Raw genomic sequence first — 14,797 nt, 5'->3', positions numbered from 1 at the left:
TTGGCCTAACCAAGGACGACTGTCCCGGCCAAGGAATCAGGCCGGACCATCAGATCATTGTTGTTGGCATTGGCGCCGGACCATCTGTTCTCCTCGGAGGACATGATGCTCCGGCTTTTTTCGTTTGGAGAGGCAGCCCATGAGCAAACAAACCCTGATCGTGATCGGCAACGGCATGGTTGGCCATCACTTCCTGGAGCAATTCACCCAGTCGCCGGCTGCCGGGAGTTTTAACATTCTGGTGTTCGGGGAAGAGAAGCAACTGGCCTACGACCGGGTGCATCTGTCGGAGTACTTCAGCGGCTCCAGCCATGCGGATCTCGCGATGGGCACGGCAGACTGGTATGCGGAGCAGGGCGTTGATCTGCACCTGAACGAGCCGGTTACCGCCGTCGACCGGGACGCCCGGGTGATAACCACCGCCAAGGGCGTCTATCCCTATGACGAACTGGTACTGGCCACCGGCTCCTATCCGTTTGTACCGCCGATTGAAGGCAACGACCGGGACGGATGCTTCGTGTACCGCACCCTGGACGACCTGGACGCCATTCAGGCCAGCGCCCAATCGGCAAAAACCGGCGTGGTGGTGGGCGGCGGTCTGCTGGGGCTGGAAGCAGCCAATGCCCTGAAAAGCCTCGGCCTGCAGGCCCATGTGGTGGAATTCGCCCCGCGCCTGATGCCGGTGCAGCTGGACGACCAGGGCGGCGCCCTGTTGCGTCAGAAAATCGAAGACCTGGATGTGCAGGTGCACACCAAGAAAGCCACCACCGCCATTGTGCCGGGCAGCAGCGCCCGGTTGCGGATGAATTTCTCGGATGAGAGCCACCTGGAAACCGACCTGATTGTGTTCTCCGCCGGCATCCGCCCCCAGGATACCCTGGCCCGGGCCTGTGGCCTGGAGGTGGGCGAGCGCGGTGGCATTGTGGTCAACAATCAATGCACCACTTCCGACCCGAATATCCACGCCATCGGTGAATGCGCACTCTGGAACAATCGCATCTTCGGACTGGTGGCTCCGGGTTACACCATGGCGCGCACCCTGTCGGCCGCTTTGAACAAAGACACCGGCGCGGCCTTTACCGGTGCCGATATGAGCACCAAGCTCAAGCTGCTGGGGGTGGATGTGGGTTCCATCGGCGATGCCCACGGCCAGACCCCGGGTGTACGCAATATCCGTTTTCACGATGAGCAGGCCGGCCTCTACCGGCGCATGGTGGTGAGCCAGGACGGCAAGACCCTGCTGGGCGCCATTCTGGTGGGCGACAACGGCCCCTACGACACCCTGCTGCAATACGCCCTCAATGGCATTGAGTTGCCGGCGAACCCGGAAGCGTTGATTCTGCCGGAGAGCGAAGGCGGTGCCCCGGCCTTAGGTGCCGACGCCCTGCCGGATACCGCGTCCATCTGCTCCTGCCACAACGTCACCAAGGGAGATATCTGTGGCGCCATTGACGCCGGCTGCACTGATCTGGGCGGAGTGAAGGCCGAAACCAGGGCCAGCACCGGCTGTGGTGGCTGTGCCGCTTTGCTCAAAAAGGTGGTGGACAGCGAGCTGGAAAAGCGTGGCGTAGAGGTGTGCACCGACCTTTGCGAACACTTCCCCTACACCCGCCAGGAGTTGTTCCACCTGGTGAAAGTGAACGGCATCCGCACCTTCCGGGGCCTGCTCAAACAATACGGCAAAGGCCAGGGCTGTGACATCTGCAAGCCGACCGTGGGTTCGATTCTCGCCACCTGCTGGAACGAACACATCCTGGCCACCGACCACGTGCCGCTGCAGGACACCAACGATACCTTCATGGCCAATATGCAGAAGAACGGCACCTATTCCATCGTGCCACGCATTCCCGGTGGCGAGATCACGCCGGACAAGCTGATTGTGCTGGGCGAAGTGGCCAAGGAATACAACCTGTACACCAAGATTACCGGCGGCCAGCGGGTGGATCTGTTCGGCGCCACCCTGAGTGAGCTGCCGGAGATCTGGGAGAAGCTGATCGCCGCCGGGTTCGAGACCGGCCACGCCTACGGTAAGTCGCTGCGCACGGTGAAGTCCTGTGTGGGCAGCACCTGGTGCCGTTACGGCGTGCAGGACAGCGTGGGTATGGCGATCACTCTGGAGAATCGCTACAAGGGCCTGCGGGCGCCCCACAAGGTGAAGATGGCGGTGTCCGGCTGTACCCGGGAATGCGCGGAGGCCCAGTGCAAGGATTTCGGGGTGATTGCCACGGAGAAGGGCTGGAATCTGTACGTGTGTGGTAATGGCGGGATGCGGCCGCGCCATGCGGATCTGTTTGCCACCGATCTGTCGGATGAAGAGCTGATCCGCACCATCGACCGGGTGGTGATGTTCTATGTGCGCACGGCGGACCGGCTGCAGCGGACGTCGGTGTGGATGGAAAACCTGGAGGGTGGTCTGGCGTATCTGAAGCAGGTGGTGTTGGAGGACAGCCTGGGTATTGGTGAGGAGCTGGAGCAGCATATGGCGGATCTGGTGGATACCTATCAGTGCGAGTGGAAGACCGCCGTTGAGGATCCTGAGAAGCGCAAGCGGTTCCGGGAGTTTGTGAATGCGCCGTTGCAGAAGGACCCGGTGCAGCGTTGGACTTCTGAGCGGGGGCAGCGTAGGCCTGTCTTGGAGGTGGCTTCTTCGTAGCCTTCTGGCTTGGGGCTGAGCACGGGGGCCGGGGTAATTTTCTTCTGGAAAAAATAACTCGCTTTGCTCAGACATCTTTTTTCCTGCCAGAAAATTACCCCGACCCCCGCGCTCACAGACATAAGTGGGATAGGCAAGTTAAAGACATTGGGATTCAGGAGAACGTTATGAAAGCTCGGACTTGTTGGGAAGCGGTTTGTACGGTGGATGATCTGGTGGCGGATTCCGGCATTGCCGTCTGGACGGAGGACGGGCCGGTGGCGGTGTTTTATCTGCCGCATCGGTTGCCGGCGTTGTTTGCCATCAGCCATACCGATCCGTTCAGTGGTTCGAACGTGCTGGCCCGGGGGATTACGGGGGATTTGAACGGGGAGCCGGTGGTGGCTTCGCCGTTGTACAAGCAGCATTTCAGTTTGCGTACCGGGCGGTGTCTGGAGGATGCGGGTGTGCAGGTGAAAACCTATCCGGTGCTGTTGGATGGCAACCGGATACGGCTGGAGGTGCCGGTGGCTCAGGCGGCGTCGGTGGCGGCCTGAGCCCCTGGGGTCGCTGAACGGGCGTCAGCCGGGTTTGTTTGGGTCAATCCGGTGTCGGGCAAGTTGCGGTAGTATCATCTCTATCCTCAACAACACGAGATGCACCGTGACACCTCTCAGCCCCACCGACCAATTGTTCCTCTGGCTGGAAAAGCGCCAACAACCCATGCACGTGGGCGGGCTTCAGCTGTTTTCCTTTCCCGAAAACGCCCCGGACGATTACGTTGCCCGGCTGGCGGAGCAGTTGCGGCAGCAGCATCAGGTAACCGCGCCGTTCAACCGCCGGCTGAGCTACCGGCTGGGCCAGCCGGTGTGGGTGGAAGACGATCAGCTGGACCTGGAGCACCACTTCCGCTTTGAAGCCCTGCCAACGCCGGGACGTATCCGGGAGCTGCTGTCGTTTGTGTCGGCCGAGCACTCGCACCTGATGGACCGGGAGCGACCGATGTGGGAAGTGCACCTGATTGAAGGGCTGAAAGACCGGCAGTTTGCCCTGTACACCAAGGTGCATCACTCGCTGATCGACGGGGTTTCCGCGATGCGCCTGGCCACCCGGATGCTGAGCGAAAACCCGCACGAAACTGGCATGCCGCCGATCTGGGATATGACACCAAGGGCGCGTTCCGGTGGCGATGATGGCAGCCTGTCACTCTGGCGCAGCGTTGCCCACCTGCTGGGCAGCTCCGGCAAACAGCTGGGCACCATTCCCACGGTAGCGAAGGAGCTGCTGAAAACCATCAACCAGGCCCGCAAAGACCCGGCCTACCACTCCATCTTCCACGCCCCGCGCAGCGTTCTGAACCAGAAAATTACCGGTTCCCGCCGCTTCGCCGCCCAGTCTTACTGCCTGAAACGCATCAAGGCGGTGTGTGAAGCCTACGGCACCACCGTGAACGACGTGGTCACCGCCATGTGTGCCTCAGCCCTGCGCACCTACTTGATGAACCAGGATGCCCTGCCGGCGAAACCGCTGATCGCCTTCGTACCCGTCTCCCTGCGCCGGGACGACAGCTCCGAAGGCAACCAGGTCGGTGTGATCCTGGCCAACCTGCACACCGATGAAAACAATGCCGGCCAGCGCCTGATGAAAATCCACCAGAGCATGGAGGAAGCCAAGGACCGCTACCGGAACATGTCCTCAGAGGAAATCGTCAACTACACCGCCCTGACCCTGGCCCCGGCGGCCTTCCACCTGCTCACCGGCATGGCGCCAAACTGGCAGACCTTCAACGTGGTGATCTCCAACGTACCGGGCCCCTCCGAGCCCCGCTACTGGAACGGAGCCAGGCTCGAAGGCATGTACCCGGTCTCCATCGCCATGGACCGCCTGGCCCTGAACATGACCCTGACCAGCTACAACGGCCAGGTAGAATTCGGCCTCATCGGCTGCCGCCGGACATTGCCCAGCATGCAACGAATGCTCGACCACCTGGAAGAAGGCCTGGCCGAACTGGAAACCGCCGCCAGCCTGTAATCAGCCGAAACGGACTTCGTGGTTACGTTCGGAAACCTGGTTATTCAGGGTCCAGAAGTCGTACAGCACGCCGATGAAGAACAAGCCGCCAGTCAGCAGGTAGATCAGCCCGGTAATCCACTTGCCCATGTACATGCGATGGATGCCGAACACCCCCAGGAAGGTGAGCAGAATCCAGCTGATATTGTAGCTGACCTCGCCTTCCTGAAAACGCCGGTCGGCCTGTCGGTCCATACTCGGGATCAGAAACAGGTCGATTATCCAGCCGATGAAGAACAGCCCTAACGTGAAGAACCAGATGGTGCCGGTGATCGGTTTACCATAATAAAACCGGTGCGAGCCCAGGAATCCGAAGATCCAGAGCAGGTAGCCTATGACTTTGCTGTGGGTGTCTGGTTGTCCGTTCATCCTGGTTCCTTTTTTTGAGTTTGGGTTCGGCTTGGGCCCTAGCCTGTTGGTTTTGGGGGCGGGACTGGGGAGGTTGGATTATTTTTCCCTTGGAAAAAACAACTCGCTTCGCTCAGACATATTTTTTCTGGCGGGAAAAATAATCCAACCTCCCCGTCCGTCACAATATCGGGGCATAGGCGGGGAAGACAACTGCCAAAAACGGCAAAGAACAATGAAAATAATGTTCAGAAACAGTCCTGTCCCCTGTATTAACGGGTACGCCATCTAAAAGGCCAGCAGGGCGTGGGGTGGTGCCAGAGTTTTTTCTCTGAAAAAGATGTCTGAGCGCAGCGAGTTGTTTTTCAGAGAAAAAACTCTGGCGCCACCCTGCGACCAAGCTCCCAACCCAGAGGCGCAACAAACCAACTATCAAGGCCCAACATCAGGCGCCGGATCCACCCCACCTTCCCGAAATTCAGATGCAGACTTGCCGGTCCACTTGCGAAACGCCCGGCTGAAGTTGGACAGGTCGGCGTAGCCCAGTTCATAGGCGATCTCGCTGACGGACTGGGTGGTATAGCGTAACAGCTGGATGGCCCGGTCTTTCAGGACGGCTTCTACGATTTCCCGGTAACTGGTATCCCGGTCCGCCAGCCGGCGCTTGAGGGTTCGGGATGAGACGTGGAATCGCTCGGCCATGGCTTCCAGGGACGGTAGCGGCCCCGGGGTCATTCTAAGCATGTTGCGGATGGCCAGTACGATGTCGCCTTGTTCTTTCAGGGCCTTTTGCAGCTCGAACTCGCATTGGTCCCGGGCCATTTGGGAGGCTTCGGCGTCGGCCAGGCGCATTCTTACATCCAGCATCTGGCGCGGGAAGATCAGCATTTCTTCCGGCTGGCCGTAGTCGAACCGCACCGGCAGCTGGCTGGCAAACGCTGGGTAATAGCCGGGTTCCGGGGCGCTCAGGCGTACCGAGACGCCGGGCAGTTTGCCGTCGGACAGGGCAAAGCCTTTGGCCTCGGCGTCGCTGCGGTCCAGTAGCTGCTCGGTCAGCAGAATCAGGGTGGCGCTGACAGTTTCGGCCAGGAAGTTGTACAACCCGGGCACATCGAATTCGGTGCACAGCTGCACCAGTACCTGATCGCCAGCAACGGACTGTTTCATGCTCAGGAACGGCGCCCGCAGTTGCAGGTAGCGACGGACGGAATCCAGGGCGCCTTCAAAGGTGGGGCTGGTGAGGGCGGCAAAGCCGAGGGTACCGTGAATGGTTACCCGCAGCTCCCGCGCCAGCTGGAAGCTCAGGCCATCCTTTCCGGCCAGTTCCAGTGCCCGCTGGGCCATGAGGATGGCGTCGGTGACAAACACGCGGCTGTCGTTGGCTTTCAGGTCTTCAGCGGTGAAGGCCAGCCCCTGATACAGGGAGCGGTCGTTATGGCCCAGCTTGCGTACGGTTTCTGCCAGTACCCGCAGGTAAACGCCCGGCACCAGAAACAGCCCTAACATCTGCTTCTCGGTGTCCGCTCCCGTTGCTGCCATAGTCTGTTCCTGAATTGATAAATGTCTGGTTACTGACTGTACCAGAACCCCATCAAAGCAACAGTGGGGCTGCGGGCCGCATGTTTGCCGTCATACCGGTCAATGCGGGGCTCCGGTGGCCCATTGTGAACGATGGCCGGCCCGTTTGCGCATTCAGCTTGTTGGTTGACTGGCCCACACTGGAGCCATGACATCAGCCAAAGCGTTCAAACGCACAGGAGTAACAACATGCTGACCACCGCACACGCCAACGGCCAGGCCAAGGCCTCACATACCCCGGACAACGTCGCCATCAAGCCCCAGCGCATGGGCTTCGAGTTCGATGAGAAGGTGCCCCGCTACTGGCTGGACAATAACTATCTGATCAGCCACACCATGAATGCGCTGTCTGTGCTGTTTCCGGAAGGCGAGCAGTTCTTTGTGGATTCTGTGCGGGCGTTCCGCGACCAGATCAACGATCCGAAGCTGAAAGCCGAGGTTCGGGGTTTTATTGGCCAGGAGGCCATGCATTCCCTGGAGCACATCACCATGAACCAGCATGTTCGCGATCAGGGCATGCCGGTGGAGGAGATGGAGAAGGATCTGAAGGTGATTCTGGACCTGGCCCGCAAGCTGCCCAAGCGGCACCAGCTGGCGGTGACCTGTGCCCTGGAGCATATCACGGCGATGATGGCGGATATGCTGCTGGAGCGGGACGATGTGCGTGAGGATATGCACGAAACCATGCGCCCGTTGTGGGTGTGGCATGCCATTGAGGAAACCGAACACAAGGCGGTGGCCTATGATGTGTTCCAGCAGGTGGGCGGCACCTATGCCGAGCGGGCTTTCTACCAGTTGTTCGCGACGGCTGCACTGGGCGTGGTGGCGACCTGGTTCACCGGGCGGATGGTGATGAAGGATCGCAAGCACTTTTCGGTGAAGGGTGCGGCGAAGGGGATGTGGCGCATGTGGGGTAAGGATGGCGCTTTCTCTAGCCTGATTCCGGCCTGGGCGGAGTATTTCAAGCCGGATTTCCATCCCTGGGATAAGGACAATAGCGAGCTGATCGGGCGGTTCAAGGCGCAGATTCAGCAGTACATTGCGCCGCAGTATAAGAGTGGGAATCGGCGGACTCTTCAGTAAGCCCTGGTTCTGGGTATGTTGGGAGTTACGCGGGCGATCGGGTGGGGAGGCCTTTCTTCCGGAAAAAACAACTCGCTTCGCTCAGACATCTTTTTTCCTGCAGAAAGGCCTCCCCACCCGCTCACCTGCTTGATCTGACTGACGAATTGTCTCCGACTGAACTGATGTGTGTTCTCCGGGCCCTTTGGGGCCGGAGTTATCTTACCTGGGCCTGCTTTGTCAGGCCTGACATCACCACCTCTCCTTTTTTCCACAGCCTCCATTCGCCGGGCTGGTAGACATCCCATTTTTCATCAGTGGTCAGGGGTTCTGTCACGATCACGCTGACGATGTCGTTGGGGGTGGTTTCGGATTCAAAATCGACGGTGACGTCGGCGTCTTTCAGCCGGGCCGGGCCGAACGGGGCCCGGCGGGTGATGCTGGCCATTTTGGTGGTGCAGTAGGTGAACAGCCAGTCGCCGTTGCTGAGCAGCAGGTTGAAGACGCCTTCGCTGGCGTAGGCCTGGGACAGGCTCACGAGTCTGGCGACGACGTCTTCGAGCGGGGTGTCGCGGCTGCAGTGGCTGCGCAGGTGGTTGAGGATGTCGCAGAACAGGGCTTCGCTGTCGGTGTCGCCGACGGGTTCGTAGAAGCCCGGTTCGGGGCGGAAGCCAGTGAGTTGGCCGTTGTGGGCGAAGACCCAGTATCTGCCCCAGAGTTCGCGGATAAACGGATGGGTGTTGGCCAGGCAGATTTCGCCGACGTTGGCCTGGCGGATGTGGCAGATGGCGACTTCGCTTTTGATGGGGTGGGTCTGGACCACTTCGGCGATGCGGGAGTTGGCGCTGGCGTCGGCGTCGTGGAAGCTACGCACGCCCTTGCCTTCGTAGAAGGCCACGCCCCAGCCGTCTTTGTGGGGGCCGGTGTCGCCACCGCGGCGGGTCAGGCCGGTGAAGCTGAAGCACAGGTCGGTGGGGGTGTTGGCGCTCATGGCCAGCAGTTCGCACATGGCAAAGCGATCCTTGGCTGATGGTAATTCAGCCAAGGATACCGCAATTTGACGGCAGCTCCAGTGCTGCCGGGGGCTTGTCAGGTCAGATGTACAGGTTCTTGCGGGAGAAGCGTTCTACCAGCGGCTGGTAGGCAGAGCCGAGCAGGCGGTTGATGGCGTCGATGCCCCAGGCATCCGGGCCCACGAGGATGCGGGATTCGTTTTTCAGGATGCCTTTCACGATGATTTCCGCAGCCTTGTCCGGGGTGGTCATGGCAATCTTGTCGAAGCCTTTGCGCTGGGCTTCACCGTTTTCGGATTTACCCATGCGGGCGGAGTTGGCGATGTTGGTGCGGATTCCGCCGGGGTGCACACAACTGACCTGCACCGGCTGGTTTTCCAGTTTCATTTCCTGGCGCAGGGATTCGGTGAAGCCCCGAACGGCAAACTTGGCCGCGTTGTAGGCGCTCTGCTTGGGCACGCCGATCAGGCCAAATACGCTGGAGACGTTCACCACATGGCCCTCACCGGATTCGATCAGGTGGGGCAGGAAGGCGCGGGTACCGTGGGCCACGCCCCAGAAGTCGATATCCATCACCCATTTGAAGTCTTCGTCGGTCATCTCGCGAACGGAGGCCGACAGCGCCACGCCGGCGTTGTTGATGACCAGGTTAACCTTGCCGAAGTCCGCCCGTACCTGTTCGGCGTGGGCGTAGATGGCTTCGCGGTCAGAGACATCGAGAAGGTACGAACGCACGTCGGCACCACCGCAGGCGGCCACGGTTTCCGCCAGCCCGGCTTCGTTAACATCAGACAGCGCCAGCCGGCAGCCTTTAGCGGCCAATACACTGGCAAGGGCCCGGCCGATTCCGGAGCCGGCTCCGGTTACCACAGCCACTTTGTTCTTGAGATCCTTCATGATTACGACCCTCTGTCTTGTTTTTGCTACTGATGCAGGTACTTTAGAACTCCGGTACTGTAACAGCTGGGCCGCCATGCAAAATGGCATCACACGCCCCCTGAAACGGGCGCTCCGGCCACTTGATTCGACGACGGGATAAAACTGACTATGGAATGGAGTCTTACCCACTTCTGGCTGATTCTGGCCCTGGCCCTCAGCCTGGCCGAACTCACCTCCGGCGTACTGCTGTTGCTCGCCCTCGGCGTGGCGGCCGCACTGACCGCACTAGTGGCGTCTCTCGGCGCACCGTTTGAATGGCAACTGGTAGCGATGGGGGTTCTGTCCGGCATTCTGGTTCCGGTGGCCATTCTCTGGATACGCCCCAGGTTCTCCCCCAAAGGGGTCGCCTACGGCACCACCGGCACCGGCGTGGAACACGGCAAGCTCTACCACTCTCAATTACGTGACTTTGACGGCGCCACCGGCATTGAGGTCAATGGCGACTTCTACCGCCTGAAACTCGCGGGCGGCAGCAGCCCTGCACTGCCGGAAGGCACGCCAGTGATTTTTGAAACCTTTGATGGCACAACCGCCATCGTGCACCTCGCACATCCCAACAAGGAGCAGTAAACATGGAAGCATTGATTACCCCGGGGCTGGTCATCAGCCTTATCGTTGTCGCTGTTGGCGTTTTCGTTATTGCCAAGGGGCTGGTCATTATCCGGCAGTCCGAAGTCATGGTGATCGAGCGCCTGGGCTCGTTTAACCGGGTGCTGGAGAGCGGCATCAACATCATCATTCCGTTCATCGAGAAACCCCGCCCGATCAGCATGATCCGCTACATGCGCATGGGCGATGAGTATCACCCGGTCACCACTGACGAAGTCCGCATTGACCGTCGCGAAACCGTGATGGACTTTCCCGGCCAGCCGGTGGTCACCACCGACAACGTTACGGTGAAAATCAACGGGGCGCTTTACTACCAGATCATCGACCCCCGCCGGGCCGTATACGAAGTCGCCAATATGAGCCAGGCGGTGGAGGTGCTGGCCAAGACCACGCTGCGTTCGGTGGTGGGCAAGATGGAGCTGGACAAGCTGTTCGAATCCCGCAGCGAGGTCAACAATGCCATCCAGGCGGAAATGGAAGATGCCGCTTCGAAATGGGGCATCAAGCTGACCCGGGTGGAAGTGCAGGACATCAGCATGCCCGAAGAAGTGGAAGAAGCCATGCGCCTGCAAATGGCCGCTGAGCGTAAGCGCCGGGCCACCGTAACCGAGGCGGAAGGCGAGAAATCCGCCGCCATTGCCATGGCCCAAGGCCAGCGCGAGTCCGCGATCCTGAACGCCCAGGGCGACAAAGAATCCGCGATTCTGCGCGCCCAGGGTGAGCAGGAGTCGATCCGCCTGGTACTCAACGCCATTGGCGATTCGGAGGAAAACAAGCGCACCGTTGTCGGCTACCTGCTGGGCCAGAGCTACATCAAAGCCCTGCCCACCATGGCGAAAGACGGCGAGCGGGTCTTCGTACCTTACGAATCCTCCGCCCTGCTGGGCTCCATGGGCATGTTCCGGGAACTGGCCGGCAGCCCTGAAGATGCCGTTCGGGACGCTCTGAGCCGGGACGGCCTGCGTGGTGGCATGGTGGCCTCAGCCGGCAACAGCTAAGCCATAAACCCGGTTACGGCACTCGCTAGCCCAGCAAATGGTCCAGCGGGCGCTCGTAACTGGGTGCAAACACCTCCAGAAAGTACAGCACTTCCGGCAGGGCCTGCTGTTGCAGGCCATGGAGTATCTGCTCAGCCGCCGGCTCGAATTCCTTGTTGCCGGTCTGGATCTCGGCCCGGCATTTCAGCAGGGCTGACAGCCGGTCTGCTGCCTTGATCAGCTCTTTCTCCACCTGGCCCAGCTGCGACTCCCGCACGTAGGGAGCGAAATCCTCCCGCAAGTCATCGGGTAGCAGTGCCAGCAGTTCCGCTTCGGCCTTGTGTTCAATATCCCCGAAGGCTTCCCGCATCACTTTCGAGTGGTACTTCACCGGGGTCGGCATATCACCGGTAATTACCTCGGTAGCATCGTGGTACAGCGCGGCAGCGGCGATGCGGTCGGCATTCACCGCCCCGTCAAAGTGCCGGTTGCGGATCAGCGCCAGGGCGTGGGCGATAGTGGCCACTTCCCAGGAATGGGTGGCCACGTTTTCTTCGATGGCATTGCGCATCAGGCCCCAGCGCTTGATCCAGCGAAGGCGCGACACATAGGCAAAGAAATGACTGGCAGCACGTGCCTTTAGACTGGCCATAAGCCTTCCTGATCCGGTGGTTGTTCAGCGTACATCCAGGTTGAACGGTACGGTCACCTGGCCCTGATCATCCACGGCCGCCTGCCGGGACGGCTCCAGGGTGAACAGCTGGTCAGAGGGCACACCATGGGTGTCCTGCAGCAGGCGGCGCACCGCCACCCCCCGGTCTGTGGCCAGTTTGCCCAGTGTCTCCGGTGGCAGCGACAGCTCACCATTGCGATAAGCCTGCTGCGCCTGCTCCCAGGCTTCACCGGTTACCGGTTCACCCTGGGCTTCACGCTCGGCTTTGAGCAGGGCCAGGCCATCGGCTTCGGCGGCTACGGCGCCACGGATGTTCAACAGCAGGTCCGGCCGGTCATTGAGGGCGCCTGCCAGGGCAGACAGCTTTTCCGCTTCGCCACCGGCCAGCTGCACACTGCCCGGCACAAAGCTCACCTGCCCCAGCTCTTCGCTGCTGAAACCGGCCAGGTCCGCCAGGGAGCCGAGCATGCTGAACGGCGAGGCCGCCGCTTTCACCAAGAGGTTCACAAAGGCCCGCATGACAATCTGGCCCACGCTGAATTGCGGGTCCGACAGGTCACCCTCGATGGGCAGGTCCACTTCAATCACGCCCTGGCGATCGGTCAGCAGGGCGAGCCCGAGCTTTACCGGGGCGTTGACCGCCTCCTCACTGGCCACCGCCTGGCCCAGTTCCATTCGGTCCAGCACCACCTGGTTCGAAGCTTTCAGCCGGGTTCCGGTGAATTCGTAGTCCAGGTCCAGTTTCAGTTTGCCGCTGTCCACGCCGTAGCCCAGAAAGCGGCCAAAGTAGGGAGACAGCACCGGCAGGGCCAGGTCGTCCATATTCAGTTGCAGCTCGCTGGGGTCTTCCGTACCCAGGGCGCCCAGGGTGCCTTTGAAGGTGACCGGCGCCACGCCCGCCAGCCGGCCCTGCAAGTTCACCGAGCCCTGCTGGGGTGGCACGTTGCTGATGCCGGTTACGCTGCCGCTCAGGGTGTCGAAGGTGGTGTTAAACACCGGCTCCATGGTGCGGTCGGTATAGGCTACGGAGCCTTCCTCCACCAGCAGCTCGCCAATGCGGAAGATAAACCCTGGCTCGCCGGATTGTTCGGCTGCGCTATCATCTTGCGCCGCCCCGGCTTGTTCCGTGCCGGCATCGGCGCCGGTTTTGACAATGCGCTCCACGTTATGGGCACCGCCGGTATCCCGCACCAGGTTAAAGGCCGGTTGTGCCAGGGTTACTGTGCCGATTTCCAGCCGGGCCGGGTTGACGTTGAATTCCACCGGCGCCAGTCGCAGCAACTGCCAGGACACCAGTTGCCCGTCCTGGTCCGCCAGCCGCAGGTCCAGGTCGGCAATTTGCGCGGTACCGCTGAAGGTACCGGTCATGGGGTCATCCTGGCTGTCCAGGTCCAGGTTGCCGTCAAAGCCGAGCCGGCCTTCGTTTACCGCCAGGTTGGCGCCCAGCTGCAGATAGGGTTCTACCGCCGCCAGCGCGATGTCTGTGCCGGCCAGGGCCCCTTCAAAATTGAACGGTGCGGGTGTCACCTGGCCGTCTGCACGCAGGCTGCCACCGCTGGCTAATCCCGCCGACAGGCTGTAGGGCACAGGCTTATCCATCTGCTGGGACAGCCCGCCCAGAGTGACCGCCAGGTCAGTCAGGGCCAGTTCCGCCGGGGTTTCCGGAACCCGGTCACGCCATCGAACGCCACCTTCGGTCAGTTCCACACCCTCAACAGACCAGCGGAAAGCCGAGGCGGAGCTTGCGGGTTCTTCCCCGGCGGCCTCCGCCGCTTGCTCACCGGCCGGCAGCGAGGTTACCCAGTCGACCATACCTTCGGCATCACGGCTGGCGGCCACGAACGGTGCCTCGATGGTCACCATGCCCACAGAAGCTTCCCGGGCGGTGAGATCAAAGCCAATATCATTCACGGTCAGGGCCCGGGTTGTGAGGGCCGGCTCGTCGTCACCTTCGTTCAGGGCCAGGGCCAGGTCACGGATCGACAACGTGCCACCGGAGGTAATCAGTTCAAACTGGTCACCACCGGCCAGCTGGTAGCGGGATTCCACGGTGACGGCGCCATCCCTCAGTTGCCAGGGCAAATAGGGAGCCAGGAAGTGGGCCAGGGTGTCGTGGCGAACATCGGCAATACGCAACCGGCCTTCGGAATACAGCGGCGTTACGCTCAGGTCGCCCTGCCAGTCGACGTGCTGGTCCCCGATAGCGGCGGTGACAGAGTACTGGCTGTCAGACCCTTCCCTCTGCCAGGTGGCCAGGTCGTTCAGGGCAAGATCCAGAGGTTCGATGAGGAATTCGGCCGCTTCCGGCTGGGAGAAATCCCGGAACAGCAGCTGGCCACCTTCAATGGCGATCTGCCGGAAAAACAGCCTGGGTGGTTCCGAAGGCTCCGACGGCTCCTGAACCGGCTCAGGTTCGCTGGCGGGCGGGTTGGCGTTTTGCCAGTCCCGGGCGTAGTTCACCGAGTAGTCTTCCAGCAGATCCAGGCGGATATCCGGTTCGGTCAGGCGGATTTCCTCGAAGCCGATAATGCCCCGCACCAGCTGGAGGAAACTCACATCCACACGCAGTTTTTCAAAGGCCGTGACCGGTTCGTCTGCCTGGTCACGGGCGGCAAAGCCATCGGCTTCCATGCTCAGGGCAAACGGATTAACCCGAATGCTTTCCACCTGCGCCTGCCAGCCCATACGCTGTTCCAGCTGTTCGGGCAGGGCTTTTTCCAGCCACCAGGGCAGCAACAGGAACCCCGCCAGTGCGTACAACCCCACCAACACCGCCAGCACGATGGCACTATTTCGCGCCAGATGACGTTCTGCCTTTTGCTCGGCCACAGACCACTCCCTCTGAAACAGCACTGAAATTCCGGATACTCCTTCAAGCATACCGCCGGGCGCCAGT

General features: G+C 60.9%; 12 protein-coding genes. 6 read left to right on the top strand and 6 right to left on the bottom strand.

Translation table 11 applies throughout. The features are described 5' to 3' along the window. The first annotated feature begins 139 nt into the window (after positions 1 to 139). The 3 genes from nirB (at position 140) to B9Q17_RS05215 (ending at position 4,663) form a co-directional block, all read left to right on the top strand. Positions 140 to 2,653 carry a nitrite reductase large subunit NirB gene (gene nirB, locus B9Q17_RS05225; protein WP_094624394.1) on the top strand — a complete coding sequence of 838 codons (2,514 nt, stop codon included), beginning with the start codon at positions 140 to 142 and terminating at the stop codon, positions 2,651 to 2,653. A 167-nt stretch (positions 2,654 to 2,820) separates the two neighbouring features. Beyond that, the gene (nirD, locus tag B9Q17_RS05220) at positions 2,821 to 3,189 is read left to right on the top strand and encodes a nitrite reductase small subunit NirD (RefSeq protein WP_094624393.1); all 369 of its coding nucleotides are present in this window, start codon (positions 2,821 to 2,823) and stop codon (positions 3,187 to 3,189) included. A gap of 106 nt (positions 3,190 to 3,295) precedes the next feature. Beyond that, on the top strand, positions 3,296 to 4,663 hold the full coding sequence (locus B9Q17_RS05215; protein ID WP_094624392.1) for a WS/DGAT/MGAT family O-acyltransferase: 1,368 nt from the start codon (positions 3,296 to 3,298) through the stop codon (positions 4,661 to 4,663). On the opposite strand, the gene B9Q17_RS05210 is transcribed toward B9Q17_RS05215, so the two are convergent. Together B9Q17_RS05210 and B9Q17_RS05205 are read right to left on the bottom strand one after the other, a co-directional pair. Continuing rightward, the gene (locus tag B9Q17_RS05210) at positions 4,664 to 5,071 is read right to left on the bottom strand and encodes an NINE protein (RefSeq protein ID WP_094624391.1); all 408 of its coding nucleotides are present in this window, start codon (positions 5,069 to 5,071) and stop codon (positions 4,664 to 4,666) included. A 411-nt stretch (positions 5,072 to 5,482) separates the two neighbouring features. Then, entirely contained in the window at positions 5,483 to 6,589 is a 1,107-nt protein-coding gene (locus B9Q17_RS05205) for an AraC family transcriptional regulator (RefSeq protein ID WP_094624390.1), read from the bottom strand. Positions 6,590 to 6,817: 228 nt separating this feature from the next. Between B9Q17_RS05205 and B9Q17_RS05200 the strand changes: the two genes are divergently transcribed. Continuing rightward, positions 6,818 to 7,711 carry a metal-dependent hydrolase gene (locus tag B9Q17_RS05200; RefSeq protein WP_094624389.1) on the top strand — a complete coding sequence of 298 codons (894 nt, stop codon included), beginning with the start codon at positions 6,818 to 6,820 and terminating at the stop codon, positions 7,709 to 7,711. 196 nt (positions 7,712 to 7,907) lie between these two features. Here the strand turns inward: B9Q17_RS05200 and B9Q17_RS05195 are convergent, their stop codons facing one another. Continuing rightward, positions 7,908 to 8,699, bottom strand: a complete 792-nt coding sequence (locus B9Q17_RS05195) for a class II glutamine amidotransferase (protein WP_094624388.1) — start codon at positions 8,697 to 8,699, stop codon at positions 7,908 to 7,910. A gap of 85 nt (positions 8,700 to 8,784) precedes the next feature. Continuing rightward, a complete protein-coding gene (locus B9Q17_RS05190) occupies positions 8,785 to 9,600 on the bottom strand; it encodes an SDR family NAD(P)-dependent oxidoreductase (protein WP_058342263.1) in 816 nt (271 codons plus the stop codon). Positions 9,601 to 9,750: 150 nt separating this feature from the next. Here B9Q17_RS05190 and B9Q17_RS05185 point away from each other — a divergent pair, with 150 nt between their 5' ends. Together B9Q17_RS05185 and B9Q17_RS05180 are read left to right on the top strand one after the other, a co-directional pair. After that, positions 9,751 to 10,212 (top strand): NfeD family protein, encoded by a 462-nt coding sequence (locus tag B9Q17_RS05185; RefSeq protein WP_094624387.1) that lies wholly within the window; start codon positions 9,751 to 9,753, stop codon positions 10,210 to 10,212. Positions 10,213 to 10,214: 2 nt separating this feature from the next. Then, positions 10,215 to 11,249 (top strand): SPFH domain-containing protein, encoded by a 1,035-nt coding sequence (locus tag B9Q17_RS05180; protein ID WP_094624386.1) that lies wholly within the window; start codon positions 10,215 to 10,217, stop codon positions 11,247 to 11,249. 25 nt (positions 11,250 to 11,274) lie between these two features. On the opposite strand, the gene yfbR is transcribed toward B9Q17_RS05180, so the two are convergent. Both yfbR and B9Q17_RS05170 read right to left on the bottom strand, forming a co-directional pair. Continuing rightward, positions 11,275 to 11,880, bottom strand: a complete 606-nt coding sequence (gene yfbR, locus B9Q17_RS05175) for a 5'-deoxynucleotidase (protein WP_094624385.1) — start codon at positions 11,878 to 11,880, stop codon at positions 11,275 to 11,277. A 24-nt stretch (positions 11,881 to 11,904) separates the two neighbouring features. Further along, positions 11,905 to 14,730 carry a DUF748 domain-containing protein gene (locus B9Q17_RS05170; protein WP_244177318.1) on the bottom strand — a complete coding sequence of 942 codons (2,826 nt, stop codon included), beginning with the start codon at positions 14,728 to 14,730 and terminating at the stop codon, positions 11,905 to 11,907. Between the last annotated feature and the right edge of the window lie 67 nt (positions 14,731 to 14,797).

Source organism: Marinobacter vinifirmus (genome assembly GCF_002258215.1).
In the GTDB taxonomy this organism is placed as follows: domain Bacteria; phylum Pseudomonadota; class Gammaproteobacteria; order Pseudomonadales; family Oleiphilaceae; genus Marinobacter; species Marinobacter vinifirmus.
This window is presented reverse-complemented; position numbering and strand designations above follow the sequence as displayed.

Bases quoted from the DNA above. Each gene is read 5' to 3' on its own strand.
- nirB (WP_094624394.1), top strand. From the start codon at position 140: ATGAGCAAACAAACCCTGATCGTGATCGGCAACGGCATGGTTGGCCAT.
- nirD (WP_094624393.1), top strand. From the start codon at position 2,821: ATGAAAGCTCGGACTTGTTGGGAAGCGGTTTGTACGGTGGATGATCTG.
- B9Q17_RS05210 (WP_094624391.1), bottom strand. From the start codon at position 5,071: ATGAACGGACAACCAGACACCCACAGCAAAGTCATAGGCTACCTGCTC.
- B9Q17_RS05205 (WP_094624390.1), bottom strand. From the start codon at position 6,589: ATGGCAGCAACGGGAGCGGACACCGAGAAGCAGATGTTAGGGCTGTTT.
- B9Q17_RS05200 (WP_094624389.1), top strand. From the start codon at position 6,818: ATGCTGACCACCGCACACGCCAACGGCCAGGCCAAGGCCTCACATACC.
- B9Q17_RS05195 (WP_094624388.1), bottom strand. From the start codon at position 8,699: ATGTGCGAACTGCTGGCCATGAGCGCCAACACCCCCACCGACCTGTGC.
- B9Q17_RS05190 (WP_058342263.1), bottom strand. From the start codon at position 9,600: ATGAAGGATCTCAAGAACAAAGTGGCTGTGGTAACCGGAGCCGGCTCC.
- B9Q17_RS05185 (WP_094624387.1), top strand. From the start codon at position 9,751: ATGGAATGGAGTCTTACCCACTTCTGGCTGATTCTGGCCCTGGCCCTC.
- B9Q17_RS05180 (WP_094624386.1), top strand. From the start codon at position 10,215: ATGGAAGCATTGATTACCCCGGGGCTGGTCATCAGCCTTATCGTTGTC.
- yfbR (WP_094624385.1), bottom strand. From the start codon at position 11,880: ATGGCCAGTCTAAAGGCACGTGCTGCCAGTCATTTCTTTGCCTATGTG.